Annotated in this window: 20 protein-coding genes; 7 read left to right on the plus strand and 13 right to left on the minus strand. The window is 63.6% G+C overall.

The features are described 5' to 3' along the window. Positions 1-107: 107 nt before the first annotated feature. The 8 genes from LB520_RS21475 to LB520_RS21510 form a co-directional block, all read right to left on the minus strand. On the minus strand, positions 108-758 hold the full coding sequence (locus tag LB520_RS21475) for an OmpA family protein (RefSeq protein ID WP_027170410.1): 651 nt from the start codon (positions 756-758) through the stop codon (positions 108-110). 137 nt (positions 759-895) lie between these two features. Next, on the minus strand, positions 896-1,264 hold the full coding sequence (locus LB520_RS21480; RefSeq protein WP_095767598.1) for a GFA family protein: 369 nt from the start codon (positions 1,262-1,264) through the stop codon (positions 896-898). A 261-nt stretch (positions 1,265-1,525) separates the two neighbouring features. Further along, on the minus strand, positions 1,526-1,903 hold the full coding sequence (locus LB520_RS21485; RefSeq protein WP_095767886.1) for a hypothetical protein: 378 nt from the start codon (positions 1,901-1,903) through the stop codon (positions 1,526-1,528). 293 nt (positions 1,904-2,196) lie between these two features. Next, positions 2,197-2,601, minus strand: coding sequence for a GFA family protein (locus LB520_RS21490; protein ID WP_224639040.1), 405 nt, complete (start codon positions 2,599-2,601; stop codon positions 2,197-2,199). A 32-nt stretch (positions 2,602-2,633) separates the two neighbouring features. Continuing rightward, positions 2,634-3,765 (minus strand): peptide chain release factor 2 gene (gene prfB / locus LB520_RS21495; RefSeq protein ID WP_224630413.1). Its coding sequence is split into 2 segments (ribosomal slippage): positions 2,634-3,698 and positions 3,700-3,765, totalling 1,131 coding nucleotides; the frame shifts between segments, so codons are not numbered across the junction. Positions 3,766-3,893: 128 nt separating this feature from the next. Beyond that, positions 3,894-6,350: a penicillin-binding protein 1A gene (locus LB520_RS21500; RefSeq protein ID WP_140842825.1), complete on the minus strand. Its 2,457-nt coding sequence runs from the start codon at positions 6,348-6,350 to the stop codon at positions 3,894-3,896. 231 nt (positions 6,351-6,581) lie between these two features. Next, entirely contained in the window at positions 6,582-7,838 is a 1,257-nt protein-coding gene (locus tag LB520_RS21505) for an N-acetylmuramoyl-L-alanine amidase (protein WP_263483789.1), read from the minus strand. A gap of 416 nt (positions 7,839-8,254) precedes the next feature. After that, positions 8,255-8,392, minus strand: a complete 138-nt coding sequence (locus tag LB520_RS21510; protein ID WP_176477023.1) for a hypothetical protein — start codon at positions 8,390-8,392, stop codon at positions 8,255-8,257. A 92-nt stretch (positions 8,393-8,484) separates the two neighbouring features. On the opposite strand from LB520_RS21510, the gene LB520_RS21515 reads away from it, so the two are divergent. Continuing rightward, positions 8,485-11,433 (plus strand): ribonuclease E/G, encoded by a 2,949-nt coding sequence (locus LB520_RS21515; RefSeq protein WP_224639054.1) that lies wholly within the window; start codon positions 8,485-8,487, stop codon positions 11,431-11,433. A gap of 126 nt (positions 11,434-11,559) precedes the next feature. Here LB520_RS21515 and LB520_RS21520 read toward each other — a convergent pair whose 3' ends face one another. Continuing rightward, on the minus strand, positions 11,560-12,489 hold the full coding sequence (locus LB520_RS21520) for a glutaminase (protein WP_224639056.1): 930 nt from the start codon (positions 12,487-12,489) through the stop codon (positions 11,560-11,562). Positions 12,490-12,494: 5 nt separating this feature from the next. Further along, a complete protein-coding gene (locus LB520_RS21525) occupies positions 12,495-13,643 on the minus strand; it encodes a pyridoxal phosphate-dependent aminotransferase (RefSeq protein ID WP_224639058.1) in 1,149 nt (382 codons plus the stop codon). A gap of 183 nt (positions 13,644-13,826) precedes the next feature. On the opposite strand from LB520_RS21525, the gene LB520_RS21530 reads away from it, so the two are divergent. From LB520_RS21530 to aat, 6 genes are all read left to right on the plus strand, one after another. Further along, the gene (locus LB520_RS21530; RefSeq protein WP_224639060.1) at positions 13,827-15,239 is read left to right on the plus strand and encodes a M48 family metalloprotease; all 1,413 of its coding nucleotides are present in this window, start codon (positions 13,827-13,829) and stop codon (positions 15,237-15,239) included. Between the two features lie 58 nt (positions 15,240-15,297). Continuing rightward, positions 15,298-16,125: a DsbA family protein gene (locus LB520_RS21535; protein WP_224639063.1), complete on the plus strand. Its 828-nt coding sequence runs from the start codon at positions 15,298-15,300 to the stop codon at positions 16,123-16,125. A gap of 133 nt (positions 16,126-16,258) precedes the next feature. After that, a complete protein-coding gene (aroQ, locus tag LB520_RS21540; RefSeq protein WP_224639093.1) occupies positions 16,259-16,693 on the plus strand; it encodes a type II 3-dehydroquinate dehydratase in 435 nt (144 codons plus the stop codon). A gap of 26 nt (positions 16,694-16,719) precedes the next feature. Continuing rightward, entirely contained in the window at positions 16,720-17,184 is a 465-nt protein-coding gene (gene accB / locus LB520_RS21545; protein WP_224639065.1) for an acetyl-CoA carboxylase biotin carboxyl carrier protein, read from the plus strand. Between the two features lie 19 nt (positions 17,185-17,203). Continuing rightward, entirely contained in the window at positions 17,204-18,547 is a 1,344-nt protein-coding gene (gene accC / locus LB520_RS21550; RefSeq protein WP_224532345.1) for an acetyl-CoA carboxylase biotin carboxylase subunit, read from the plus strand. Positions 18,548-18,559: 12 nt separating this feature from the next. Continuing rightward, entirely contained in the window at positions 18,560-19,177 is a 618-nt protein-coding gene (gene aat / locus LB520_RS21555; protein ID WP_224608871.1) for a leucyl/phenylalanyl-tRNA--protein transferase, read from the plus strand. On the opposite strand, the gene LB520_RS21560 is transcribed toward aat, so the two are convergent. The 3 genes from LB520_RS21560 to LB520_RS21570 form a co-directional block, all read right to left on the minus strand. Continuing rightward, on the minus strand, positions 19,168-19,557 hold the full coding sequence (locus LB520_RS21560; protein WP_095767611.1) for a hypothetical protein: 390 nt from the start codon (positions 19,555-19,557) through the stop codon (positions 19,168-19,170). The genes aat and LB520_RS21560 overlap by 10 nt on opposite strands. A 61-nt stretch (positions 19,558-19,618) precedes the next feature. Beyond that, positions 19,619-20,191: a DUF2155 domain-containing protein gene (locus tag LB520_RS21565; protein ID WP_224639066.1), complete on the minus strand. Its 573-nt coding sequence runs from the start codon at positions 20,189-20,191 to the stop codon at positions 19,619-19,621. Between the two features lie 136 nt (positions 20,192-20,327). Continuing rightward, a complete protein-coding gene (locus LB520_RS21570; RefSeq protein ID WP_095767613.1) occupies positions 20,328-20,726 on the minus strand; it encodes an NADH:ubiquinone oxidoreductase subunit NDUFA12 in 399 nt (132 codons plus the stop codon). Positions 20,727-20,936 lie beyond the last annotated feature (210 nt).

The raw sequence follows: 20,936 nt of genomic DNA on the forward strand, positions 1-20,936 counted from the left end.
AACTAATGTCCAGGGCCTTCGACCCATCTTTGGACCATTTCAAACAAAAAACGGCCCCCTTCGGAGCCGTTTGTCTTGATGTAATTGCGCCTCTGCGCGCCGTTTTCTCAGGTGAGCGGCGACAGCTGGATTTCGACGCGGCGGTTCTGCTCGCGGCCGGCGGCGGTCGCATTGGATGCGATCGGGCGGGTCTTGCCGAAGCCGGTGACGGCGAAGCGGCGCTGATCGACGCCCTGGCCGGACAGGTAGTTGGCGACGGCAAGCGCGCGACGCTGCGACAGGTCGAAATTGTGCTCGTCGCCGCCGGTCGAATCGGTGTGGCCGAACACGTCCACAGTGGTCTGGCGGAATTTCTTCAGCACCAGCGCGACCGAATTCAGCACCGGATAGAAGCCCGGCTTCACCGCGTCCTGGTCGACATTGAAGGTGATGTCGGACGGCATGTTGAGGATGATCTGGTCGCCGCTGCGGGTAACGCTGACGCCGGTGCCCTGCAATTGGCGGCGAAGCTCGGCCTCGTTCTGGTCCATCGTCGCGCCGATCGCGCCGCCGGCGAGCGCGCCGATGCCGGCGCCGATCAACGCGTTGCGGCGGTCATTGCCACCGGCCAGCAGGCCAAGGCTGGCACCTGCCAGGGCGCCGAGGCCGGCACCGGCCGCCGTGTTGGAGATCTTCTGGTCGCCGGTATACGGATCGGTGGTGGTGCAGGCGCTCACCAATAGAGCCGTCGCCACGGCGACGAGCACAGTCTTCTTCATGAGATTGGTCCCTCTCCAATTCGCGGCCTTTGCGACCGCGCCAAATCAGCCCTTCCGCAGCCTTGTAGCATGAAATGCGGCGAAAAACGGAACGGGAATGCCGCCGGTAAAGTCCAGCGGTGGCTCCCGTGTCGGCTCTACCACAAATTCTTGCCGTCGATGACCACCACCTCGACCTTGTCCAGGTCGAAATCATCGAACAGGCGCGAATTGACGCTGATCTTCGGGTTGTCGAAATCCGGCTCTCCGGTCGACCAATCAGGCGTCTCGGTGAAGGTGCCGCAGCCGCAAATGGCGCAGAAACCATGCTTCACCGTCTTTGAGCCCCAGCGATAGAAGGAGACATTCTCCGGCGGGCTCGTCAGCTTGAATTGCGACGGCACATAATAGGCCCATAACGAGCCCCGCTTCGAGCAGAACGAGCATGTGCATTGCGTCACCGTCCGCGGCGCCTCGGCAACCTCGAAGGTTGTCGCCTTGCAGTGACAGCTTCCCCTGATGGTCATGGACTCAACCTCTCCGTTGTCCGCCGCGCCCTTAGTTTCACGCAATTCCGGACGGAAAACCGCTACGCACTTTTCCTGGAATTGCGCACTTTGGATTCACGCAATTCCGGACGGAAAACCGCTACGCACTTTTCCTGGAATTGCTCGGTGCAAGGCAACATAAAGAAACCGTCCTGACAACCGTCTGTCAGCAAAGTCGGCAGCCTTCTCCTGCCGTGGATCGAGCCCCAGCGCCTCGCCTTCCGCGGCAGGTTCAGAGCCCTAGTAAGAGGGAGGCGGCACGAACAGGCAGATGGTCTTGCCGGCGTCGAGCCCGGCCTGGTGCGCACACCAGTGGTACTCGCCGTCGGGCGAATTCTTGACCCGCTTGTCGGCATAAGCCACCACTTCGCCCGTACCCTTTATGACGTAGCCCTCGGGCCGCTCGCTGATCGATGACTGCGGCACCTCCTTGCAATCGTAGTTGGCACAACAGGCAAAGGGATATTTCCAGCCTTGCGGCATGGCCGCCGTGGGCTGGGCATCGTGCGCAGCAGCCGGCGGCGCCAGCGCCGCGATCGCTCCAACGGCGAACAGGGAGAACAAAAGTCGGCCAGCCGGTCGAACGGCTTGGGCCGATCTTGATATGGCAGCAGACATCGAAGCGTTCCTTTCGAGCATCAAGCGTTTTCGCTTGCCCGTTCCCGGAACGTGTCTTCCCAGTGGCCGGATCGTCGGTCGCAGATATGCCGCATCCGGCCATAAATGCTTTTTACCCAGCCCGAAGGCTGGTCTGATTCCCTGGCTGGCGCAAGCATCCGCTTGCAACGGCAATGCCGCGCTTCACGCCAACCTCTGCCATCCAGAATCGTGCGTCGGCTTGGTTAATGAGCGGTTAGCCGCGCGGATCTGGTGCCCGACAACGAGATTCGGCTCAAGCTGGTTCCAGACGTTCAGTCGGGAACGTGCTCATCATACTGCGGCAGGTCGTCGGCGATTGTGAACCACTTCGCCTTGGACCCGACAAAAATGTGCGCGCTCGGCCGTATCGTCGGCTCGTCGACCAGCGTGCCCATGGCGACATGCACGTAGGCGCCGTCGCGGACCAACGAATAGAGGAGCGAGCCGCATCGCCCGCAATGCGCGTCGTGGCCGCTCTCGTCGCCGAAGATCAGCAGCCCGCCCTCGCCCGCGATGAGCCGGAACTTGTCGCGCTCGATACCGGCGAACGGCTTGAACGCGGAGCCCGTCGTGCGCCGGCAGTTCGAGCAATGGCAGTTCGCCGCGTAAACGAATTCGTCCGCAACCTCATAGTGGACGGTGCCGCAGAAGCATTTTCCCGCAAGTACCGTAGACACCGACCTTCCTCCGCTCCTGCAACGGGTGCCTACTAGTCGAGGTCCGCCACCGCTTCGCCTGCGCCGCCCTCGATGCGATGCGAGAGCGAGGCTTCCATGAATTCGTCGAGGTCGCCGTCGAGCACGCTCGAAGGCGAGGTGCTTTCGACGCCGGTGCGCAGATCCTTCACAAGCTGATAGGGCTGCAGCACGTAGGAGCGGATCTGGTGGCCCCAGCCGATATCGCTCTTCGACGCCTCGGTGGCATTGGCGACCGCCTCGCGCTTCTTCAGCTCTTCCTCGTAAAGCCGCGAGCGCAGCATTTCCCAAGCCTTGGCGCGGTTCTTGTGCTGGGAGCGCTCGGCCTGGCAGGCGACCGCTATGCCGGTCGCCAGATGGGTGATGCGCACCGCCGAGTCGGTTGTGTTGACGTGCTGGCCGCCCGAACCCGAGGAACGATAGGTGTCGATGCGCACGTCGGATTCGGAAACATTGATCTCGATCGAGTCGTCGATGACCGGATAGACCCAGACGCTGGCGAAGGAGGTGTGGCGCCGCGCGTTGCTGTCGTAAGGCGAAATGCGCACCAAGCGATGGACGCCGGACTCCGTCTTAAGCCAGCCATAGGCGTTGTGGCCCTTGATCATCACGGTGGCGGACTTGATGCCAGCTTCTTCGCCGTCATGGACTTCCAGCACCTCGACCTTGAAGCGGCGACGCTCAGCCCAGCGCGTGTACATGCGCAGCAGCATCGAGGCCCAGTCCTGGCTCTCGGTGCCGCCGGCGCCGGCATGGATTTCGAGATAGGTGTCGTTGGCGTCGGCCTCGCCCGACAGCAGCGTTTCGACCTGGCGGGCCTTCGCCTCGCCCTGCATCGAACGCAGCGCCGCCTCCGCTTCCGCGATGATGGCGTCGTCGCCCTCTTCCTCGCCGAGTTCGATCAGCCCGATATTGTCTTCCAGCGCCTGCGTCATCCCCTTGACGGCAGCGATGCCGTCCTCGAGCTCCTGGCGCTCCCGCATCAGCTTCTGCGCTTCGATGGGATCATTCCAGAGGCTGGACTCCTCTGCGCGCGAATTCAGGTATTCAAGCCGCTTTACAGCCTGATCCCAGTCAAAGATGCCTCCTCAGCAGGGTTATCGCCTGCCTGATCTCGTCGACGATGTTGAGCGTTTCCGCGCGCATGGCTCTTGGTTCGGTCCTGTTCTTTTCGGTCTTTTCGGAATAGGCGCGATACATAGGCACGGCATCGCTGCCTGTAAAGCGAAATGGGCCGGCACCACCCTGCCGGCCCATCGCCAAATCCGGCAACCTCAGTAGAGGCCGCCGCCGCCGTCCTGGATGGCCTGGTTAGCCTGCGGCGACAGCGCTCCGCCCGAGCCGTTCGAGCCATCCGCGCCCATGCCGATCACCCAGTAGCTGTCAGCCGGACCGGTGCCAGGCTTGAAAGCCTCGATGATGGTGTTCGGATCGCCTTCGGCGGCACGCATGCCGGTCTTGCGGTTGATTGCGATCAGCTTCATGCCGTCGGGAACCTGGAAGTCGGTGTTCGGCTTGCCGTCGAGCGCAACGCGCATGAAGTCCTTGAAGATCGGGGCCGCCAAGCCGCCGCCGGTGGCGCCGTGGCCAAGGCCGCGCGGCGTGTCATAGCCCATATAGAGGCCGACAACGAGGTTCGGGGTGAAGCCGATGAACCAGGCGTCCTTCTCGTCATTGGTCGTGCCGGTCTTGCCGGCGATGTGGCGGCCGAGCTCGCCGATGGTGGCGCCGGTGCCGCGCTGCACGACGCCCTCCATCATCGAGGTGATCTGATATGCCGTCATCGGGTCGAGCACCTGCTCGGAATTGTCGACCAGCTCCGGCTCGGTCTGGTTCTTCCACTCAGTGGCGTTGCAGCCTTCGCAGCCGCGCTCGTCCTGCTTGAACACCGTCTTGCCGTAACGGTCCTGAATGCGGTCGATCAGCGAGGGTTTGATCGATTTGCCGCCATTGGCCATGATCGAATAGGCCGACACCATGCGCATGACGGTCGTCTCGCCGGAGCCCAGCGCCATCGGCAGATAGGGCGCCAGATGATCGTAGACGCCGAAGCGCTCGGCATATTCCACGACCAGCTTCATGCCCATGTCGTTGGCCAGCCGCACGGTCATCAGATTGCGCGACTTTTCGATGCCCGAGCGCAAGGTGGCCGGGCCCGCGACCGTGCCGTCATAGTTCTTCGGCGTCCAGGTGGTGTTGCCGCTCTGGATGGTGATCGGGCCGTCCATGATCACCGAAGCCGGCGTGTAGCCGTTGTCGAGCGCCGCCGAATAAACGATCGGCTTGAACGAGGAACCGGGCTGGCGCATCGCCTGGGTGGCGCGGTTGAATTCCGACTGCGCGTAGGAGAAGCCGCCGACCATGGCCAGCACGCGGCCGGTATGCGGATCCATGGCGACGAGGCCGCCCTCGACCTCCGGCACCTGGCGCAGCATGTAGGTGTTGTCGGAGCCGTCGTTCTTCTGCACGAAGATCACGTCGCCGGGCTCCAGCACTTCCGCCGGAGACTTCGCCCTGACGGACTTGCCGTTGACGAAGTGGCGCATGGCGAAGCCCATGTCCTCCTTGCTGACGGTGCCCTGGACGCGCTCCTTGACCAGATCGCCGGAAATCTGCCGCGTCGGCTGGATGCCGATGGTCAGCCCGGTTGCCGAACTGTCGAGGACGACGGCCAGCGTCCATTCCGGAACATCCTCGAGACCCTTCACGTTGCCGAGCGGCACGCCCCAGTCGCCGGTGACGTCGATATGCGTCACCGGACCGCGATAGCCGCGCAGCATGTCGTATTTGAGCAGGCCGTTCTGCATCGCCTTGCGGGCGATAAGCTGGACATTTGGATCGAGCGTGGTGCGCACCGACAGGCCGCCCTCGTAAAGCGCATTCTCACCGTAGCGCGCGATGATCTGGCGGCGGACTTCCTCGGTGAAGTACTCGCCGGCAAACAGGTAGGAACCGTTGCGGCGCGGCGTCACGCCGAGCGGTTCGGCCTTGGCCTTGTCGCCCTCCTCGCGGGTGACGTAGCCATTCTCGACCATCTGGTCGATGACCCAGTTGCGGCGCTCCAGGGCACGGTCGGCGTGCTTGAAGGGGTGATAGTTGTTCGGGCCCTTCGGCAACGAGGCGAGATAGGCGGCTTCCGCGACTGTCAGCTCGTTGACGGACTTGTCGAAATAGGTGAGCGCGGCGCCCGCGACGCCGTAGGCGCCGAAGCCGAAGAAGATTTCGTTGAGATAGAGCTCGAGGATGCGGTCCTTCGAATAGGCCTGCTCGATGCGGAAGGCCAGGATCATCTCCTTGATCTTGCGCTCATAGGTCTGATCAGAAGAGAGCAGGAAGTTCTTCGCCACCTGCTGGGTGATCGTCGAGGCGCCGACCTGGCGCCGGCCGGAACCTAAATTCTGCAGGTTGACGACGATGGCGCGGCCAAGGCCGGTGATGTCGATGCCGGGATGGTTGTAGAAGTTCTTGTCCTCGGCCGACATGAAGGCGGCCTTGACGCGGTCCGGGATGGCCTGGATCGGCAAATAGAGACGCCGCTCGCGCGCATATTCAGCCATCAGCGCGCCGTCGGAGGCATGGATGCGCGTTGTCACCGGCGGTTCGTATTTGGCCAGAACCTCGTAGTCGGGCAGGTCCTTGGTCAGATGGCTGATATAGATGGCAAGACCGGCCGCCACCAGCAGCGCCAGCGTCGTGCCGATGCCAAAGAAATAGCCGATGAGACGAATCATGCCCGCTCCAGTCCGAGGTTCGGGAATTTCCTAAACGAAGCCGACAGTCGCGCAAGCTTCCCGGGGCGGTCCCAATCCGCAATCGAAAAACCCATGTAGCGGCCATGTGGACAAAATACGGCAGCGCGAAATTTGAGGACTCGGTTGCCGAATAATAACGCCGGGTGTTGTCGTCATGCAACGCTGCTTGCGGTTGCAGGTGCCCGGCGGTTGCGGGCAGGTTCCGGCGGGTCAGCCGCCCGTCGCGGTTCCGACCTTGGCGGCGGCAAACAGGGCGACCGCGTTGGTTATGCTTTGCGCCGCCTTGCCGCGCCAGTCGGCGTTCAGCAGTTGCGCCTCGTCCTTGTTGTTGGAGAGGTAGCCGAGCTCGACCAGGACGGACGGCACGTCCGGGGCCTTGAGCACCCTGAAGCCGGCCGAGCGCTGCGGGTTGTTGATCATGCCGACGCTGGTCGACAGCTGACCGACCAGCGTGTGGGCGAAGCTCATCGAGAAACCATGGGTCTCACGGCGGATCAGGTCGATCAGAATGTCGGTGACTTCCTTGTTGTCGTCCTCGATCTTCATTCCGGCGAACTGGTCGGACAGGTTCTCGCGATCGGCGAGCGCCTGGGCTTCCGGGTCGGAAGCCTTGTCGGAAAGCGTGTAGACCGTGGCGCCGCGAAGACCTTTGACGGCGATGGTATCAGCATGGACGGAGATCAAAAGATCGGCCTCGTGCTGGCGCGCGATGCGCACGCGTTCGTCGAGCGCCAGGTACACGTCGTTGTCCCGTGTCATGTAGACATCGTATTTGCCGACCGCGGCCAGCTTGTCGCGCAGTTCCTTGGCAAAAGCGAGCGTGACGTCCTTCTCGACCGTGCCGGCGGAGCTTTCGGCGCCGCCATCGACGCCGCCATGACCGGGATCGATAACCACCGTGAAGCGATGGCCGGGCGCCGAGACCGGTCCGGTGCCGACCCGTTCGCCTTTTTCGGTCGAAACCGTCGAACCAGTGGTCAGCGACTGGTTGGCGAGAGCTTCGTCGAACTCCCGCTCGGAGGCAGCCGACATATCGATGGCGATGCGGTAGCCGCTGCCGTCGTCATTCTTGAGCACGTCGAGCTTGTCGATGACGAAAGGGCCCTTGCCGGTGAGGATCAGGCGCGAGCCATGTCCCTGATCGCCGTAGCGAACTGCCCGTACAAGACCCCGCGGCTTCACATCCTTGGCGTCGAGCGCGAATCGCGTGCGCGGCAGATCGACGACCAGGCGATTGGGACCGCGCAGCAGGAACCATTTGACGTCCGGCTCGTGGTCGAAATTCACGACGATGCGCATCTTGGCGGCGTCGCCGGCCATCTTGTAGCCGGTCGCGCCAAGCAAGGTTTCGGCGTGCACGGCGGCGGCGAAACAGGACAGGACCGCCAGCAGCAAGCCAGTCCAGGTCACGCGCAGGAGATGCCCGGCGGCCCCACCTCTCTTGTTTGCGGCGCCCGCCGATCCCATCTCTTATCCGTCGCTCCCGGTTTGACGCATTGCGCCCGGTCTTCTCGCAGAATGCCTGTCAGGCCGCCAACTCGATTAACGATTGGTATTCAGAGAAGGTTAACCAAGCCTTTCATAGAGCGGGACGAAGGCGCCTTCCCCAGGGGAAGCGCTTTTTGCCGGCATCCGAAATCGGGGTTGCCTTCCATCCCGCCAAATCATAAAAGCGACATTGGATCACTGCAATCCTGGAACCGCTCGCCTCAGCAGTTTCCTGCCAAAGGCTGGATGCAAAGGCGGCTCCTTTACCCTTCCAGGCTCAGGTGGTCGCGACGATTTTCGCAGGCGTGCCCTCGTGGCGGGGGAATCGCTTGCGTGAGGAAAACGGCCGGGATTGTCCCGCGCCGGCTCTTTATGAGCAAACAAGCTGGTCCGGCTTAGCCCGGGCTTTGGTTCAAAAGGTTCTGCCGGGTGCCGATGGCTTCAAGCGCAATCATGGAAAGGTCCGCATCAAACCGCGCCGTAATGGCTGCGGGCGGCACCGCCATTGCGCTCAAGCGGCGGCCGGCGGACATTCAATTACCCGGCATGCACACAGATACAGGCGCACAGCGGCGGGCATTGCCACGCCAGCTGCGGCCGTCGGCTGCCGGCAGGAAACAAAATAATGCCCAACAAGATGCTGATAGACGCCTCCCACCCGGAGGAAACACGCGTTGTTGTCGTTCGCGGTAACCGCATCGAAGAATTCGACTTTGAATCCCAGGACAAAAAGCAGCTTAAAGGAAACATCTATCTCGCCCGCGTAACCCGCGTCGAACCGTCCCTCCAGGCAGCCTTTGTCGAATATGGCGGCAACCGTCACGGTTTTCTCGCCTTTAGCGAAATTCATCCCGATTATTACCAGATCCCGGTCGCCGACCGTCAGGCTCTGCTGCGCGCCGAGGCGCAGGAGGCCGAGGACGAAGACGACGAGGAGACCGAGAACGGCGAAGAGCAGCAGGCGCGCGACCGCGGCGGCCGGCGCAACCGCCGGCGCGGCGGCAAGAACCGCGACCGCGGCGAGCACAAGCACGCGCCCTCGGAGAACGAGAAAAGTCCGGTCGAAGCAATAGCCGTTGACGAAACCGCCGCTGAGGTTGCCGAGGGCGAGGAAGCCGCCGGCGAGACCGCCGCTATCCCGGCAGAAAATGCCGGAACAGCCTCCGAGGCCGTCGAAGCCGTATCGGAAGCGGCTGAAGGACCCGCCGCCGAGGCTGGTGGAGATGACGCCACGGACAACGACGATGGCAAGCCTTCCGAAGGCGGCCCTACTTCGATTGCCGCGAGCATCGATGCCGATGTGATTTCCGAGGCGATGCCGCAGGCGGATCAGCAGAGCGGCGAAGCAGCCGTTAGCGACGATGATCGCGGCATGCTGGAGGACGTCTCGGCCTCGCATTCGGACGAGCACGAAGTCGAATCGGTCGGCGCCGAGGACGCGCTCGAGGAAATCCGCAACCGCCGCAAGCCGGTGCGTCGCCAGTACAAGATCCAGGAAGTCATCAAACGCCGGCAGATCCTTTTGGTGCAGGTGGTCAAGGAAGAGCGCGGCAACAAGGGCGCGGCGCTCACCACCTATCTGTCGCTTGCCGGCCGCTATTCGGTGCTGATGCCGAACACGGCGCGCGGCGGCGGCATCTCGCGCAAGATCACCAACGCCCAGGACCGCAAGCGGTTGAAGGAGGTCGTGGCCGATCTCGACGTGCCGCAGGGCATGGGCGTCATCCTGCGCACCGCCGGCGAGAGCCGCACCAAGGCCGAGATCAAGCGCGACTACGAATATCTGATGCGGCTTTGGGAAAACGTCCGCAACCTGACGCTGCAGTCCTCGGCCCCGGCCCTGGTCTATGAGGAAGGCAGCCTGATCAAGCGTTCGGTGCGCGATCTCTACAACAAGGACATCGACGAGATCCTTGTCTCCGGCGAAGACGGCTACCGCGAGGCCAAGGATTTCATGCGCATGCTGATGCCGAGCCACGCCAAGGTGGTTCAGCCATTCCGCGACACCACGCCGATCTTCGTGCGCAACGGCATCGAAGCGCAGCTCGACCGCATGCTGCAGCCGCAGGTGACGCTGAAGAGCGGCGGCTACATCATCATCAACCAGACAGAGGCGCTGGTTGCGATCGACGTCAACTCCGGCCGCTCCACCAAGGAGCATTCGATCGAGGAGACCGCGCTCCACACCAATCTGGAAGCGGCAGAGGAAGTCGCGCGGCAGTTGCGATTGCGCGACCTTGCCGGCCTGATCGTCATCGACTTCATCGACATGGAGGAGAACCGCAACAACCGCTCCGTCGAGAAGCGGCTGAAGGATCACCTCAAGAACGACCGCGCCCGTATCCAGGTAGGCCGCATCTCACACTTCGGCCTGATGGAAATGTCGCGCCAGCGCATCCGCGCCAGCGTGCTGGAATCGACCATGAAGCCTTGCCCGCATTGCGGTGGCACAGGCCATGTGCGCTCCGATTCCTCCGTGGCGCTGATGGTCGTGCGGGCGATCGAGGAATTCCTGCTCAAGGATTCGCGCAGCCACATCATCGTGCGCACACCGTCGGCGACCGCGCTCTATGTGCTCAACCACAAGCGCGCCAACCTAGTGGAGCTCGAAGCCCGCTTCGGCCTGACCATCACGATCGAGGCTGACGAGACGCTCGGCACCCAGCACTACGCGATCTTCCGCGGCGCCATTGCCGAGAAGCCGGAAGGCTTCGTTGAGGTGCGCAGCCTGCCGGCCTATGTCGAGCCGGAAGAGCCCGAGGACGAGATCGTCGTCGAGGAAGCGGAGGAGGAAGTCTCGGTCCAGCTCGAACAGCCGCGCCACGCGCAGCAGGGCCAGCACCAGCAGCGGTCCGAGGATGGCGAAGGCCGTGACCGCAAACGGCGCAAGCGCCGGCGGCGGCGCGGCGGCAGGGATCGCGACCGCGAGCACAATGGTGACGTCGCGGCGGCGCCGATGGAAGCCGGCGAAACCGATGACGACGAGACGACGAACGAGGCCGTCGAGGAGGCAACCGCCGGCGGTGAAGCTGTAGCGGCCGCTGCCGACGACGGTTCCGGAAAGAAGCGCCGGCGCGGGAAGCGCGGCGGCAAGCGCAACCGACGTGAAGACGAAGCTTCGGAGGCCGTTGCCGGCGAAACTGTCGGCGACATCGAGGGTGAGCCGGTTGAAGGCCAGGATGACGTAAGCGAGCCGGCAATGGCTGCTCCTGCCGAGGAACCTGCTGCTCCCGCCGCGGCTAATGACGATGCCGAGGCGGTCGAAAAGCCGAAGAAGCCCCGCCGTTCGAGGGCTAAGAAGGTGGCTGAGGAAGCCGCGGCCGAGACGGTATCGGAGCCTGTGGCCGAGGCTCAGGTCGCGCCCCCGGCTGTCCAGCCCGAGCCGGAGCCGGCCGCTGCCGCTCCCGCGACCACCGAGGCGGAGCCTGCCACCAACGCCCATCCGACGCGGCGCAAGCCACAGTCAGTCGACGCGCCGGTTGTTCCCGTCGTGTCTTCGAACGTCTCCGACGAGGCGAAGGCCGAAGACAAGCCGAAGCGCGCCGGCTGGTGGCAGCGCAAGGGTTTTTTCTAGATCTTTCAGATCGTTAAGCTGATCTTTTGAAACAATCCCGCGCCCCATCAGGCGCGGGATTTTTCATTTTCGCCGACTGTCTTTTCAGCGCAGTTCCGGGTGGCAAGCCGCCAGCGCTTTGCTGTTTTACGGCGCGAAGATCGACCAGTTCATCATCCGGGCGAGCTTCTCCATGGCGATGGAGCCGAGCTTGGAGTTGCCGTTCTCGTTGAGTCCGGGCGACCACACCGCCAGCGAAGCAACCCCTGGCACGATGCCGAGAATGCCGCCGCCGACACCGCTTTTGCCGGGGATGCCGACGCGGAAAGCGAAATCGCCGGAACCGTCATAGTGGCCGCAGGTCAGCATCAGTGCGCCGATGCGGCGTGCCCGTTCGGCCGAGACGACCGAATGCCCGGTCGCCGGGTTCCTGCCGCCATTGGCTAGAAACCGGCCGGCCATGGCGAGCTGGCGGCAGCTCATGGCAACCGCGCAATGGTGGAAATAGACACCCAGCGCGAGCTCGGGAGCATGATGGAGATTGCCGAAGGATTTCATGTAGTTGGCCAGGGCAAAGTTGCGGTGGCCGGTGGCGCGCTCGGATGCCGCTACCTCGCGATCGATGATGATCGTCTCGTCATCGGCGAGGAACTGGATGAAACGCAGGATTTCGCCGATCGCCTCGCGCGGCTGATGGCCGGCGAGCAGGATGTCGGAGACGACGATGGCGCCGGCATTGATGAACGGATTGCGCGGGATGCCGTTCTCATGCTCGAGCTGGACGATCGAGTTGAACGGGTTGCCGGATGGCTCGCGGCCGACGCGATGCCACAACGCATCGCCGACCTTGCCCAGCGCCAGCGTGAGCGTGAAGACTTTCGAGACGCTCTGGATCGAAAAGGGCTGATCGGCATCGCCGGCCAGTATGACGCGGCCGTCATTGGTCACGGCGGCAATGCCGAATTTCTTCGGATCGACCTTGCCCAACTGCGGGATGTAGCTCGCCACCTCACCGCGATCGGTGCGCGCCGCCATTTCGGCGGCCACTTCCGCCAGTGCTTGCTCGAGTTCCGGCATGGCGGTTATTTCAGCCAGCGTTCGATGCGCGCCAGCGCCTCGACCATGTCGTCATGGCTGCCGGCATATGAAAAGCGCATGGTGCGATGACCCTGCAGCGGATCGAAATCGCGGCCGGGCGTTGCCGCGACATGCGCCTCGGCCAGCATCTTGCGCGCAAAGGCCATGCTGTCGTTGGTGTGGCGCGTGACATCGCAGAACGCATAGAAGGCGCCGTCCATCGGCGCGGCGAGCGCAAAGCCGAGTTCCGGCAGGCGCTTCATCAGAAGGTCGCGATTCCAGGCGTAGCGCGCCTTCACCCTTTCCAGTTCCTGCGTTGCCTTGAACGCCTCGATCGCCGCGACCTGCGACAGTTCAGGCGGCGAGATATAGAGGCTCTGGGCGATCCGCTCGACCGGCCGCACAAGCTCTTCCGGCAGCACCATCCAGCCGATCCGCCAGCCGGTCATACAATAGTATTTCGAGAAGGAATTGATCGCGGTCACGCCGGCGCCATGCGCCAGGGCGGTGACATCCGGCGCCGCGTAGGCCAGCCTGTGATAGATCTCGTCGGAGATCACGGCGATGCCGAGCTCCTCGGCCGTCTTCACCAGCGCGGCAAGCTCATCAGCCGGAATCACCGCGCCGGTCGGATTGGCGGGACTGGCGAACAGCACGCCCTTCAGCGGCTTCCCGCGATGGGCGGCCTTGAGGTGCTCGGCATGCAGGTAGGCATCCGAGCCGAGCTCTATCTCGACGATCTCGATACCGAGCGCGGCCATGATGTTGCGGTAGGCGGGATAGCCGGGCGCGGCGATGGCGACACGGTCGCCCGGATCGAACATGGCCAGGAAAGCCAGGTTGAAGGCGGCCGACGAGCCGGTCGTGACGGCAATGCGCGATGGCGCGACGTCGATACCGTAATGCTCGCCGTAATGCCCCGCGATCGCCTTGCGCAGATCGGCCAAGCCCAAAGCGTCGGTGTAGCCGATGCGGCCATGCCGCAGAGCCGCGGCCGCCGCCTCGCGGACCCCGACCGGCGCGGGATCCGACGGCTGGCCGACCGCCATCGACACCACGGGCACGCCGGTGGCCTTCAGCCGGTTGGCTTCGGCCAGGATGTCCATGGCGTGGAACGGCTCGACTTCCCCGCGGCGCGAAAGCGAAACGACCATCTGACCTCTTCCAACTGCTCTATTTGGGCGAATTCTGGACGCAAGCCAGAGCAGACTTGCCCTAACTGCCCTAGTTACGGGACAGCGCCGCACAAATGCCCGATTGATGTGGGGATCACAAGCGCGCAGGAAGTTGCCGGCGCCGACTTTTCATCTTTCGCCCGCTCGTCTACCAGTGGACCTATGTTGAGCCGACCCCGACCGTTAATTGGCAAAGCGACCTCACTCAGCCGAGCCGCGCGCGGCTTCGCGACGATTCTGCTGGCCGCCACCGTTGCTTTATCGAGCTCGGTCAGCGCCTTCGCGCAGGGCGTGCCGGTGGTGCGCGACGCCGAGATCGAGGCGCTGGTGCGCGATTATGCCCGGCCGATCTTCAAGGCGGCGGGGCTTGCCAATGACGGCATCGACATCGTTCTGGTCAACGACCAGAGTTTCAACGCCTTCGTCACCGGGCGGCGGCTGTTCATCAACACCGGCGCACTGGTGACCGCCGAAACGCCGAACGAGATCATCGGCGTTATCGCGCACGAGGCCGGCCATATCGCCGGCGGCCACCAGGAGAAATTGCGCGACCAGCTCGACCGCGCCAAGACCATGGCCATCATCGCCACGCTGCTCGGCGCCGGCGCCATGGTGGCCGGCGCCACCACCAACAGCCGCGGTCTTGCCGGCGCCGGCATGGGGGTGGCCGCCGGCGGTGGCGAGATGGCGCAGCGCTCGATCCTGGCCTATCAGCGCACCGAAGAGATCACCGCCGACCGTTCGGCGATCACCTATCTGAACGCCACCGGCCAGTCCGGCATGGGCATGCTGAAGACCTTCGCCCGCTTCCAGAGCGCGCTTTCGCTCGCCGGCACCCAGGTCGATCCCTACCGGATCAGCCATCCGATGCCGCAGGAGCGCATCGCCAACCTCGAAGTCCTCGTCAAGCAAAGCCCCTTCGTCAACGCTGTCGACCCGCCGGCACTGCAGCAGCGGCACGACATGATGCGCATCAAGATCGCGGCTTATATGCAGGGCCAGGCAGCCGTCGCGCGGCTGATGCGCAAGAACCCGACCAGCCTCGCCTCGCGTTACGGCGACGCGCAGCAGACCTATCTTTACGGCAATCCGGGCGCGGCGCTTGCCAAGACGGCGGCGCTGATCAAGGAACAACCGAAGAACCCCTATTTCCACGAACTGCGCGGCGACATCCTGATGAAGGTCAACAAGCCGAAGGACGCGGCGGACGCCTACGCCAAGGCGGCCAGCCTCGATCCCGCGCGCTCCGGCCTGCTGCTGGTTTCGGTCGGCCAGTCGCTGATGGCGGTCGGCACGCCCGATTCGCTGAAAAAGGCTGTCACGCAGCTCAACAACGGGGTCGCGCGGGACAGGGAGAATTCCGAAGCTTATCGTTTTCTGGCGCAGGCATATGGCGAGCTCGGCGACATACCGGCTGCCGACCTTGCCACCGCCGAGGGTCACTATTATGCGGGCGACTACAAAAACGCTAAGATCTTCGCCATGCGCGCTCAACAGAAATTGAAGCGCGGCGAACCCCGCTGGGTCCGTGCGCAGGATATTATAAACTACACGCCATCGAACAAACTCAAATGAACCTCCCGGGCCCTGGCGGCGACCAAGGCGGACCGGAACCGGCAAAAGGAACGACGATATGAACAAGGCAATCCTGCTTGGCAGCGCCGGCGGTCTGGCGGTGGCGCTCGGCATGCTGGCTTTCGGCTTCATGGCGGGAAACCCGCAGCCCGCGAGGGCCGACAGCGTGCAAGTCGCCCAGGTCACGTCTTCCACCGATACCAAGGCCTCCGCCGATACCAACATCGATCGCAAGGAGGTCGAAGGCATCATCCGCGATTATCTCTTGAAGAATCCGGAAGTTTTGCTCGAGGTGCAGGACGCGCTCGAGGCCAAGCAGAAGGAAGAGCAGCGGCTCGCGGCGCTCGGCGTCATCAAGAACTCCAAGGACGAGATCTTCAACTCGACCTTCGACGGCGTCGTCGGCAACCCGAAAGGCAAGGTCACGATCGTCGAGTTCTACGATTACAATTGCGGCTTCTGCAAACGCGCCATCGAGGACATGCAGGCGCTGACCAAGTCCGATCCGGATCTGCGCTTCGTACTCAAGGAGTTCCCGATCCTCAGCCCGGATTCGCAGAAGGCCAGCGTCGTCTCCATGGCGTTCCACCTGATGCATCCGGAGAAGTATCGTGAGTTCCACACCGCGCTGCTCGGCGGCCAGGGTCGCGCCACCGAGGCGACCGCGATCAAAGTGGCGCTTTCGCTCGGCGCCGACGAGGCAGCGCTGCGCGAGAAGATGAAGGACCCGCGCATCGCCGAAACGCTCTCGCGCACCTATGATCTTGCGACGAAACTGTCGATCACCGGCACGCCGTCCTATGTCGTCGGCAACGAGGTGATCTTCGGAGCGCTCGGCCAGCAGGTTCTGGCGGAAAAGATCGAAGAGGCAAAAAGCGCGCTCTAGGCGCGCCCGCGGTGTAAAAGCCGGCCGCTGTGGACAGCGAAAGAACGCACTTGCGCTCTTTTCGCGGGCGGCTATGCCCATTATAGAGGCCCAGTGCGCCGGCTTGGGGTCGGCGCAGAACAAGGTCGGCATATTGAAAACGATTTTCGTCCTCAACGGTCCCAATCTCAATGCGCTCGGCAAGCGCGAGCCGGGGATTTATGGCGGCAAGACGCTTGCGGCCGTCGCCGAGGACTGCAAGGCGGCCGGCGCCGCGCTCGGGCTCGAGATCGATTTTCGCCAATCCAACCATGAGGGCGATCTGGTCGACTGGATCCAGGAAGCCAGCGAGAAGGCGGCAGGCATCGTCATCAACCCAGGCGCCTACAGCCACACATCGATCGCCATCCATGACGCCATCCGCGCCGCAGCACCGCTGCCCGTCGCGGAAGTCCATCTTTCCAACATCCACGCGCGGGAGCCCTTCCGCCACGTCTCCATGGTCGCGCCGGTCGCTGTCGGCATGATCTGCGGGTTCGGGCCGCTCGGCTACACGCTCGCGCTGCAGGCACTGGCGGCACGCCTGTGACCGACCCCCAAACAGAAGGCTCGAAAATGTCGATAAAAAAGAACGGTGTTGACCAGCAGCTGATCCGCGACCTGGCGGGCATTCTGAACGACACCAATCTGACCGAGATCGAGGTCGAGCTCGGCAACCTCAAGGTGCGCGTCTCGCGCCAGGCGCAGGCCGTCCATGCGGTTGCAGCGGCGCTGCCGGCGCCCGCCGCGGCTCCGGCCACCGCCGCGGCTCAGCCAGCAACGGCAGCCGCGGCCGCCGATATGTCCAAGAACGCAGTGCCCTCGCCGATGGTCGGCACCGCCTATCTGGCACCCTCACCCGACGCCAAGGCGTTCATCGAGGTCGGCCAGAAGGTCAAGGAAGGCCAGACGCTGCTCATCATCGAAGCGATGAAGACGATGAACCAGATCCCCTCGCCGCGTGCCGGCACGGTGACGGCGATCCTCATCGAGGATGCCCAGCCGGTCGAATACGGAATGCCGCTGGTGGTTCTTGAGTAGAGCCGGGAACAATCAGGAGATGTTCCAGAAAATCCTCATCGCCAATCGCGGCGAAATCGCGCTCCGGGTGCTGCGCGCCTGCAAGGAGCTCGGCATCCAGACGGTGGTGGTCCACTCGACCGCGGATTCCGACGCCATGCATGTGCGGCTTGCCGACGAGAGCGTCTGCATCGGCCCACCGCCGTCCCGCGAAAGCTATCTCAACATCCACCAGATCGTCGCCGCCTGCGAGATCACCGGCGCAGATGCCGTGCATCCGGGCTACGGCTTCCTGTCGGAGAACGCCAAGTTCGCCGACATCCTAGCGGCCCACAACATCACCTTCATTGGCCCGTCAGGCGACCATATCCGCGTCATGGGCGACAAGATCGAGGCCAAGCGCACGGCGAAGCGTCTCGGCATCCCCGTCGTGCCTGGATCCGATGGCGCGATCAGCGAAGAGAAGGAAGCCAAGCGCGTCGCCGCCGAGATCGGCTATCCGGTGATCATCAAGGCCTCCGCCGGCGGCGGCGGCCGCGGGATGAAGGTGGCGCACACCGAGGCGGACCTCGAAGTCGCCTTGCAGACGGCCAAGTCGGAAGCGGGGGCGGCCTTCGGCGACGACGCCGTCTATATCGAGAAATATCTGCAGAAGCCGCGCCATATCGAGGTGCAGGTGTTCGGCGACGGGGCCGGCCGAGGCGTGCATTTCGGCGAGCGCGACTGCTCGCTGCAGCGGCGCCACCAGAAGGTCTGGGAGGAAGCCAATTCCCCCGCGCTCAATGCCGAGGAGCGTTCGCGCATCGGCGGCATCTGCGCCAGGGCTATCGCCGATCTCGGCTATTCGGGCGCCGGCACGATCGAGTTCCTCTACGAGAATGGCGAGTTCTATTTCATCGAGATGAACACGCGTCTTCAGGTCGAGCATCCGGTGACCGAAGCGATCACCGGCATCGACCTCGTGCATGAGCAGATCCGCGTCGCCTCGGGCGGCGGGCTGTCGGTCAAGCAGGAAGACATCAAGTTCAACGGCCATGCCATCGAGTGCCGTATCAACGCCGAGGATCCGCGCACCTTCACGCCCTCGCCCGGCACGATCACGCATTTCCATACGCCCGGCGGCCTCGGCATCCGTGTCGATTCCGGCGTCTATTCGGGCTACAAAATCCCGCCCTATTACGACAGCCTGATCGGCAAGCTGATCGTGCATGGCCGCAACCGCGTCGAATGCATGATGCGGCTGCGCCGCGCGCTCGACGAATTCGTCGTCGACGGCATCAAGACGACGCTGCCGCTGTTCCGCGACCTGGTCGGCAATCCCGACATCGCCAATGGCGACTACGACATCCACTGGCTGGAAAAATACCTGGCCAAGGGTGAATAGCACGGGGATGCGATGACCCGCCCCTACGCACCAGGCTATCGCATTCCGACCGACCTGCTGCTTCGGGCTTACGCTTCCGGTGTCTTCCCGATGGCCGAGAGCGCCAACGACCCGGAAGTGTTCTGGGTGCGGCCGGAAACGCGCGGCATCATTCCGCTGGACGGATTCCACACACCGCGCAGCCTGAAGAAGACGATCCGCAAGCATCCGTTCGAGATCCGCTACGACTTCGATTTCGAGGCGACGATCGACGGCTGCGCCGAAAAGCGCGAGGAGCGCCGCTCGACCTGGATCAACGCGCCGATCCGCGAAGCCTATGTCGAGCTCTATCGCCTGGGCCACTGCCATTCGGTCGAAGCATGGCGCGAGGAACGGCTGGTCGGCGGCCTCTATGGCGTCTCGCTCGGACGCGTGTTCTTCGGCGAAAGCATGTTCGCCAGGGAGACCGACGCGTCGAAGACCTGTCTCTACCATCTCGTCGAGCGGCTGAGGGCGCGCGGCTTCGCGCTGCTCGACACGCAGTTCACGACCGAGCATTTGAAGCGCTTCGGCGCTGTCGACGTGCCGCGCGGCCAGTATGAGAAGCTGCTCGCAGAGGCGCTGAAGGGCGAGGCCGTCTTCTATCCTTGAGCCCGCGCTGCCGCCTCGATCGGCGTTTGCGAATGGAACATCATCTTCCAGCCGTCGGCGCGATGGACATAGCCGGTGCTGACGAGGGCAGCATAGGATTCGCCGTTCTCGCGCGTCGCGCGCGCCTCGTAAGTCAGCATGACGATGTCGCTGCCGGGCTCGACCATGCCCTTCAACTTGATGTCGAGGTCGCGCCATCTGTTGGGCTTGGCGGCGGTCTTTGCGAGATCGGCATTGGTCATCGCCTGCGCCATCTGCGGGAACGCCACCAGGCAATCCACATCGGCATTGGCTTCATAGTAAGCGGAATCGCCTGTCCAAAAGCCCTTCTCGATATCGAGAAGCTCCTGCTTGTTGGCCGTGATCGATCTGGTGGTCATCGCAGAATCCTCCTCGCCTGTCGCCGATCTGGAACGGCTCAAAGACGGGCAGGTTCCGAGATCAGTTCGTGTCGGTCGTGTCGTCCGGTGCCGGCGCCGCGTCAGTCGGTTCGGAGGCGGCGTCCGCCGGCTGCGCCGCAGCCCTGGGCTTGGCGGCTTCGGTCTTCGGCTTGCCTGTGTCGGCCTTGGCCGCGGTCGGCGGCGGCACGTCCGACTTCTGCTTGCAGCCCTTGAGCCAGACGTCATAGACGGCGTGCTCGACGGCGTTGAGGCCAGGGCTTTCGGCAAACATCCAGCCGGTGAAGATGCGGCGGATCTTGCGGTCGAGCGTGATCTCGTCGACCTCGACGAAGGAATCGGTCTTCGGCTGCTCCGTGTCCGGCCGCGAATAGCAGACGCGAGGCGTCACCTGCAAAGCGCCGAACTGAACGGTCTCGTCGATATAGACGTCGAAGGTGATGATGCGGCCGGTGATCTTGTCTATGCCGGCGAACGCGGCCACCGGATTGGTGATGCGGTCGGAGGCCGCAGGTGCAGCGGCCGGCGCCTGCGCGGCGGCGAACACCGCAGTCGAGGCAAGCAGAACGGACGTCGCCGCGATCAGCGCCTTTGAGATGTTGCCGAAAGAGCTCATGCAAAATACCGGTGGTTGCGCCCGGGTGATTCTCTCAACGCCCAAGGCTAGTCATGGCTGCGCAGTCAGCAAGCAGCTAAATGCCAATTGTGGCGATAACGGACCGAAGCGGCCTCTTGGATTACAATCCGAGGGATTACGACCCCGGCGTCCAGGCGTCGTAGTCGCCGGTCACCTGCGGGCGATGCTGGTTGGTCAGGATGGAACCCTGCGGACGATAGGCGCCGGGCGTTCCGGTCAGGTTCGGCCGATGCTCCTTCTGCCACTCGCGCGCCTTGTAGCTCTCGCTGGAGGGAGCGGTGTCGACGCGGTGGTGGATCCAACCATGCCAGCCCGGCGGGATCTTCGAGGCTTCCGAGTAGTCGCGATAGATGACCCACCGGCGCGTGCGGCCTTCCGAATCGATGCCGCCCTCGTAATAGACGTTGCCGGCTTCGTCCTCGCCGACCCGCTTGCCGAAGCGCCAGGTGTGGAAGCGGGTGCCGAGCGTCTGGCTGTTCCACCAGGTGAAAAACTGCAGCAGGAAAGTCTTCATCCAAATCCTCGCGGCGGCAGCGGCTGCGCCTTTCCCCTGCTTATGGCGTCACGTCACAACGAAGGCAAGGGCTTTGCCACACCCCGAATGGAAATGCCCCATGCGTTCTTGTCTTGATGCATGTCGTCATCCCAGAACCGCTCCACACTTCTGGGCGACATGCATTAATCGATGCAGTTGTCCTGCCGGCGGCAGTACGGCTTGCCAAGC

The sequence above is a fragment of the Mesorhizobium sp. CA12 genome, from assembly GCF_020165255.1.
GTDB lineage: Bacteria > Pseudomonadota > Alphaproteobacteria > Rhizobiales > Rhizobiaceae > Mesorhizobium.

What these genes read in the sequence shown, in the direction of transcription:
- LB520_RS21560 (WP_095767611.1), bottom strand. Translation starts at nt 19,557, where the DNA reads ATGACCACCAGATCGATCACGGCCAACAAGCAGGAGCTTCTCGATATC.
- aat (WP_224608871.1), top strand. Translation starts at nt 18,560, where the DNA reads ATGACCCGCCCCTACGCACCAGGCTATCGCATTCCGACCGACCTGCTG.
- LB520_RS21565 (WP_224639066.1), bottom strand. Translation starts at nt 20,191, where the DNA reads ATGAGCTCTTTCGGCAACATCTCAAAGGCGCTGATCGCGGCGACGTCC.
- LB520_RS21520 (WP_224639056.1), bottom strand. Translation starts at nt 12,489, where the DNA reads ATGCCGGAACTCGAGCAAGCACTGGCGGAAGTGGCCGCCGAAATGGCG.
- LB520_RS21510 (WP_176477023.1), bottom strand. Translation starts at nt 8,392, where the DNA reads ATGTCCGCCGGCCGCCGCTTGAGCGCAATGGCGGTGCCGCCCGCAGCC.
- LB520_RS21535 (WP_224639063.1), top strand. Translation starts at nt 15,298, where the DNA reads ATGAACAAGGCAATCCTGCTTGGCAGCGCCGGCGGTCTGGCGGTGGCG.
- LB520_RS21505 (WP_263483789.1), bottom strand. Translation starts at nt 7,838, where the DNA reads ATGGGATCGGCGGGCGCCGCAAACAAGAGAGGTGGGGCCGCCGGGCAT.
- LB520_RS21475 (WP_027170410.1), bottom strand. Translation starts at nt 758, where the DNA reads ATGAAGAAGACTGTGCTCGTCGCCGTGGCGACGGCTCTATTGGTGAGC.
- LB520_RS21515 (WP_224639054.1), top strand. Translation starts at nt 8,485, where the DNA reads ATGCCCAACAAGATGCTGATAGACGCCTCCCACCCGGAGGAAACACGC.
- LB520_RS21500 (WP_140842825.1), bottom strand. Translation starts at nt 6,350, where the DNA reads ATGATTCGTCTCATCGGCTATTTCTTTGGCATCGGCACGACGCTGGCG.
- accB (WP_224639065.1), top strand. Translation starts at nt 16,720, where the DNA reads ATGTCGATAAAAAAGAACGGTGTTGACCAGCAGCTGATCCGCGACCTG.
- LB520_RS21525 (WP_224639058.1), bottom strand. Translation starts at nt 13,643, where the DNA reads ATGGTCGTTTCGCTTTCGCGCCGCGGGGAAGTCGAGCCGTTCCACGCC.
- LB520_RS21485 (WP_095767886.1), bottom strand. Translation starts at nt 1,903, where the DNA reads ATGTCTGCTGCCATATCAAGATCGGCCCAAGCCGTTCGACCGGCTGGC.
- LB520_RS21570 (WP_095767613.1), bottom strand. Translation starts at nt 20,726, where the DNA reads ATGAAGACTTTCCTGCTGCAGTTTTTCACCTGGTGGAACAGCCAGACG.
- LB520_RS21480 (WP_095767598.1), bottom strand. Translation starts at nt 1,264, where the DNA reads ATGACCATCAGGGGAAGCTGTCACTGCAAGGCGACAACCTTCGAGGTT.
- LB520_RS21530 (WP_224639060.1), top strand. Translation starts at nt 13,827, where the DNA reads ATGTTGAGCCGACCCCGACCGTTAATTGGCAAAGCGACCTCACTCAGC.
- accC (WP_224532345.1), top strand. Translation starts at nt 17,204, where the DNA reads ATGTTCCAGAAAATCCTCATCGCCAATCGCGGCGAAATCGCGCTCCGG.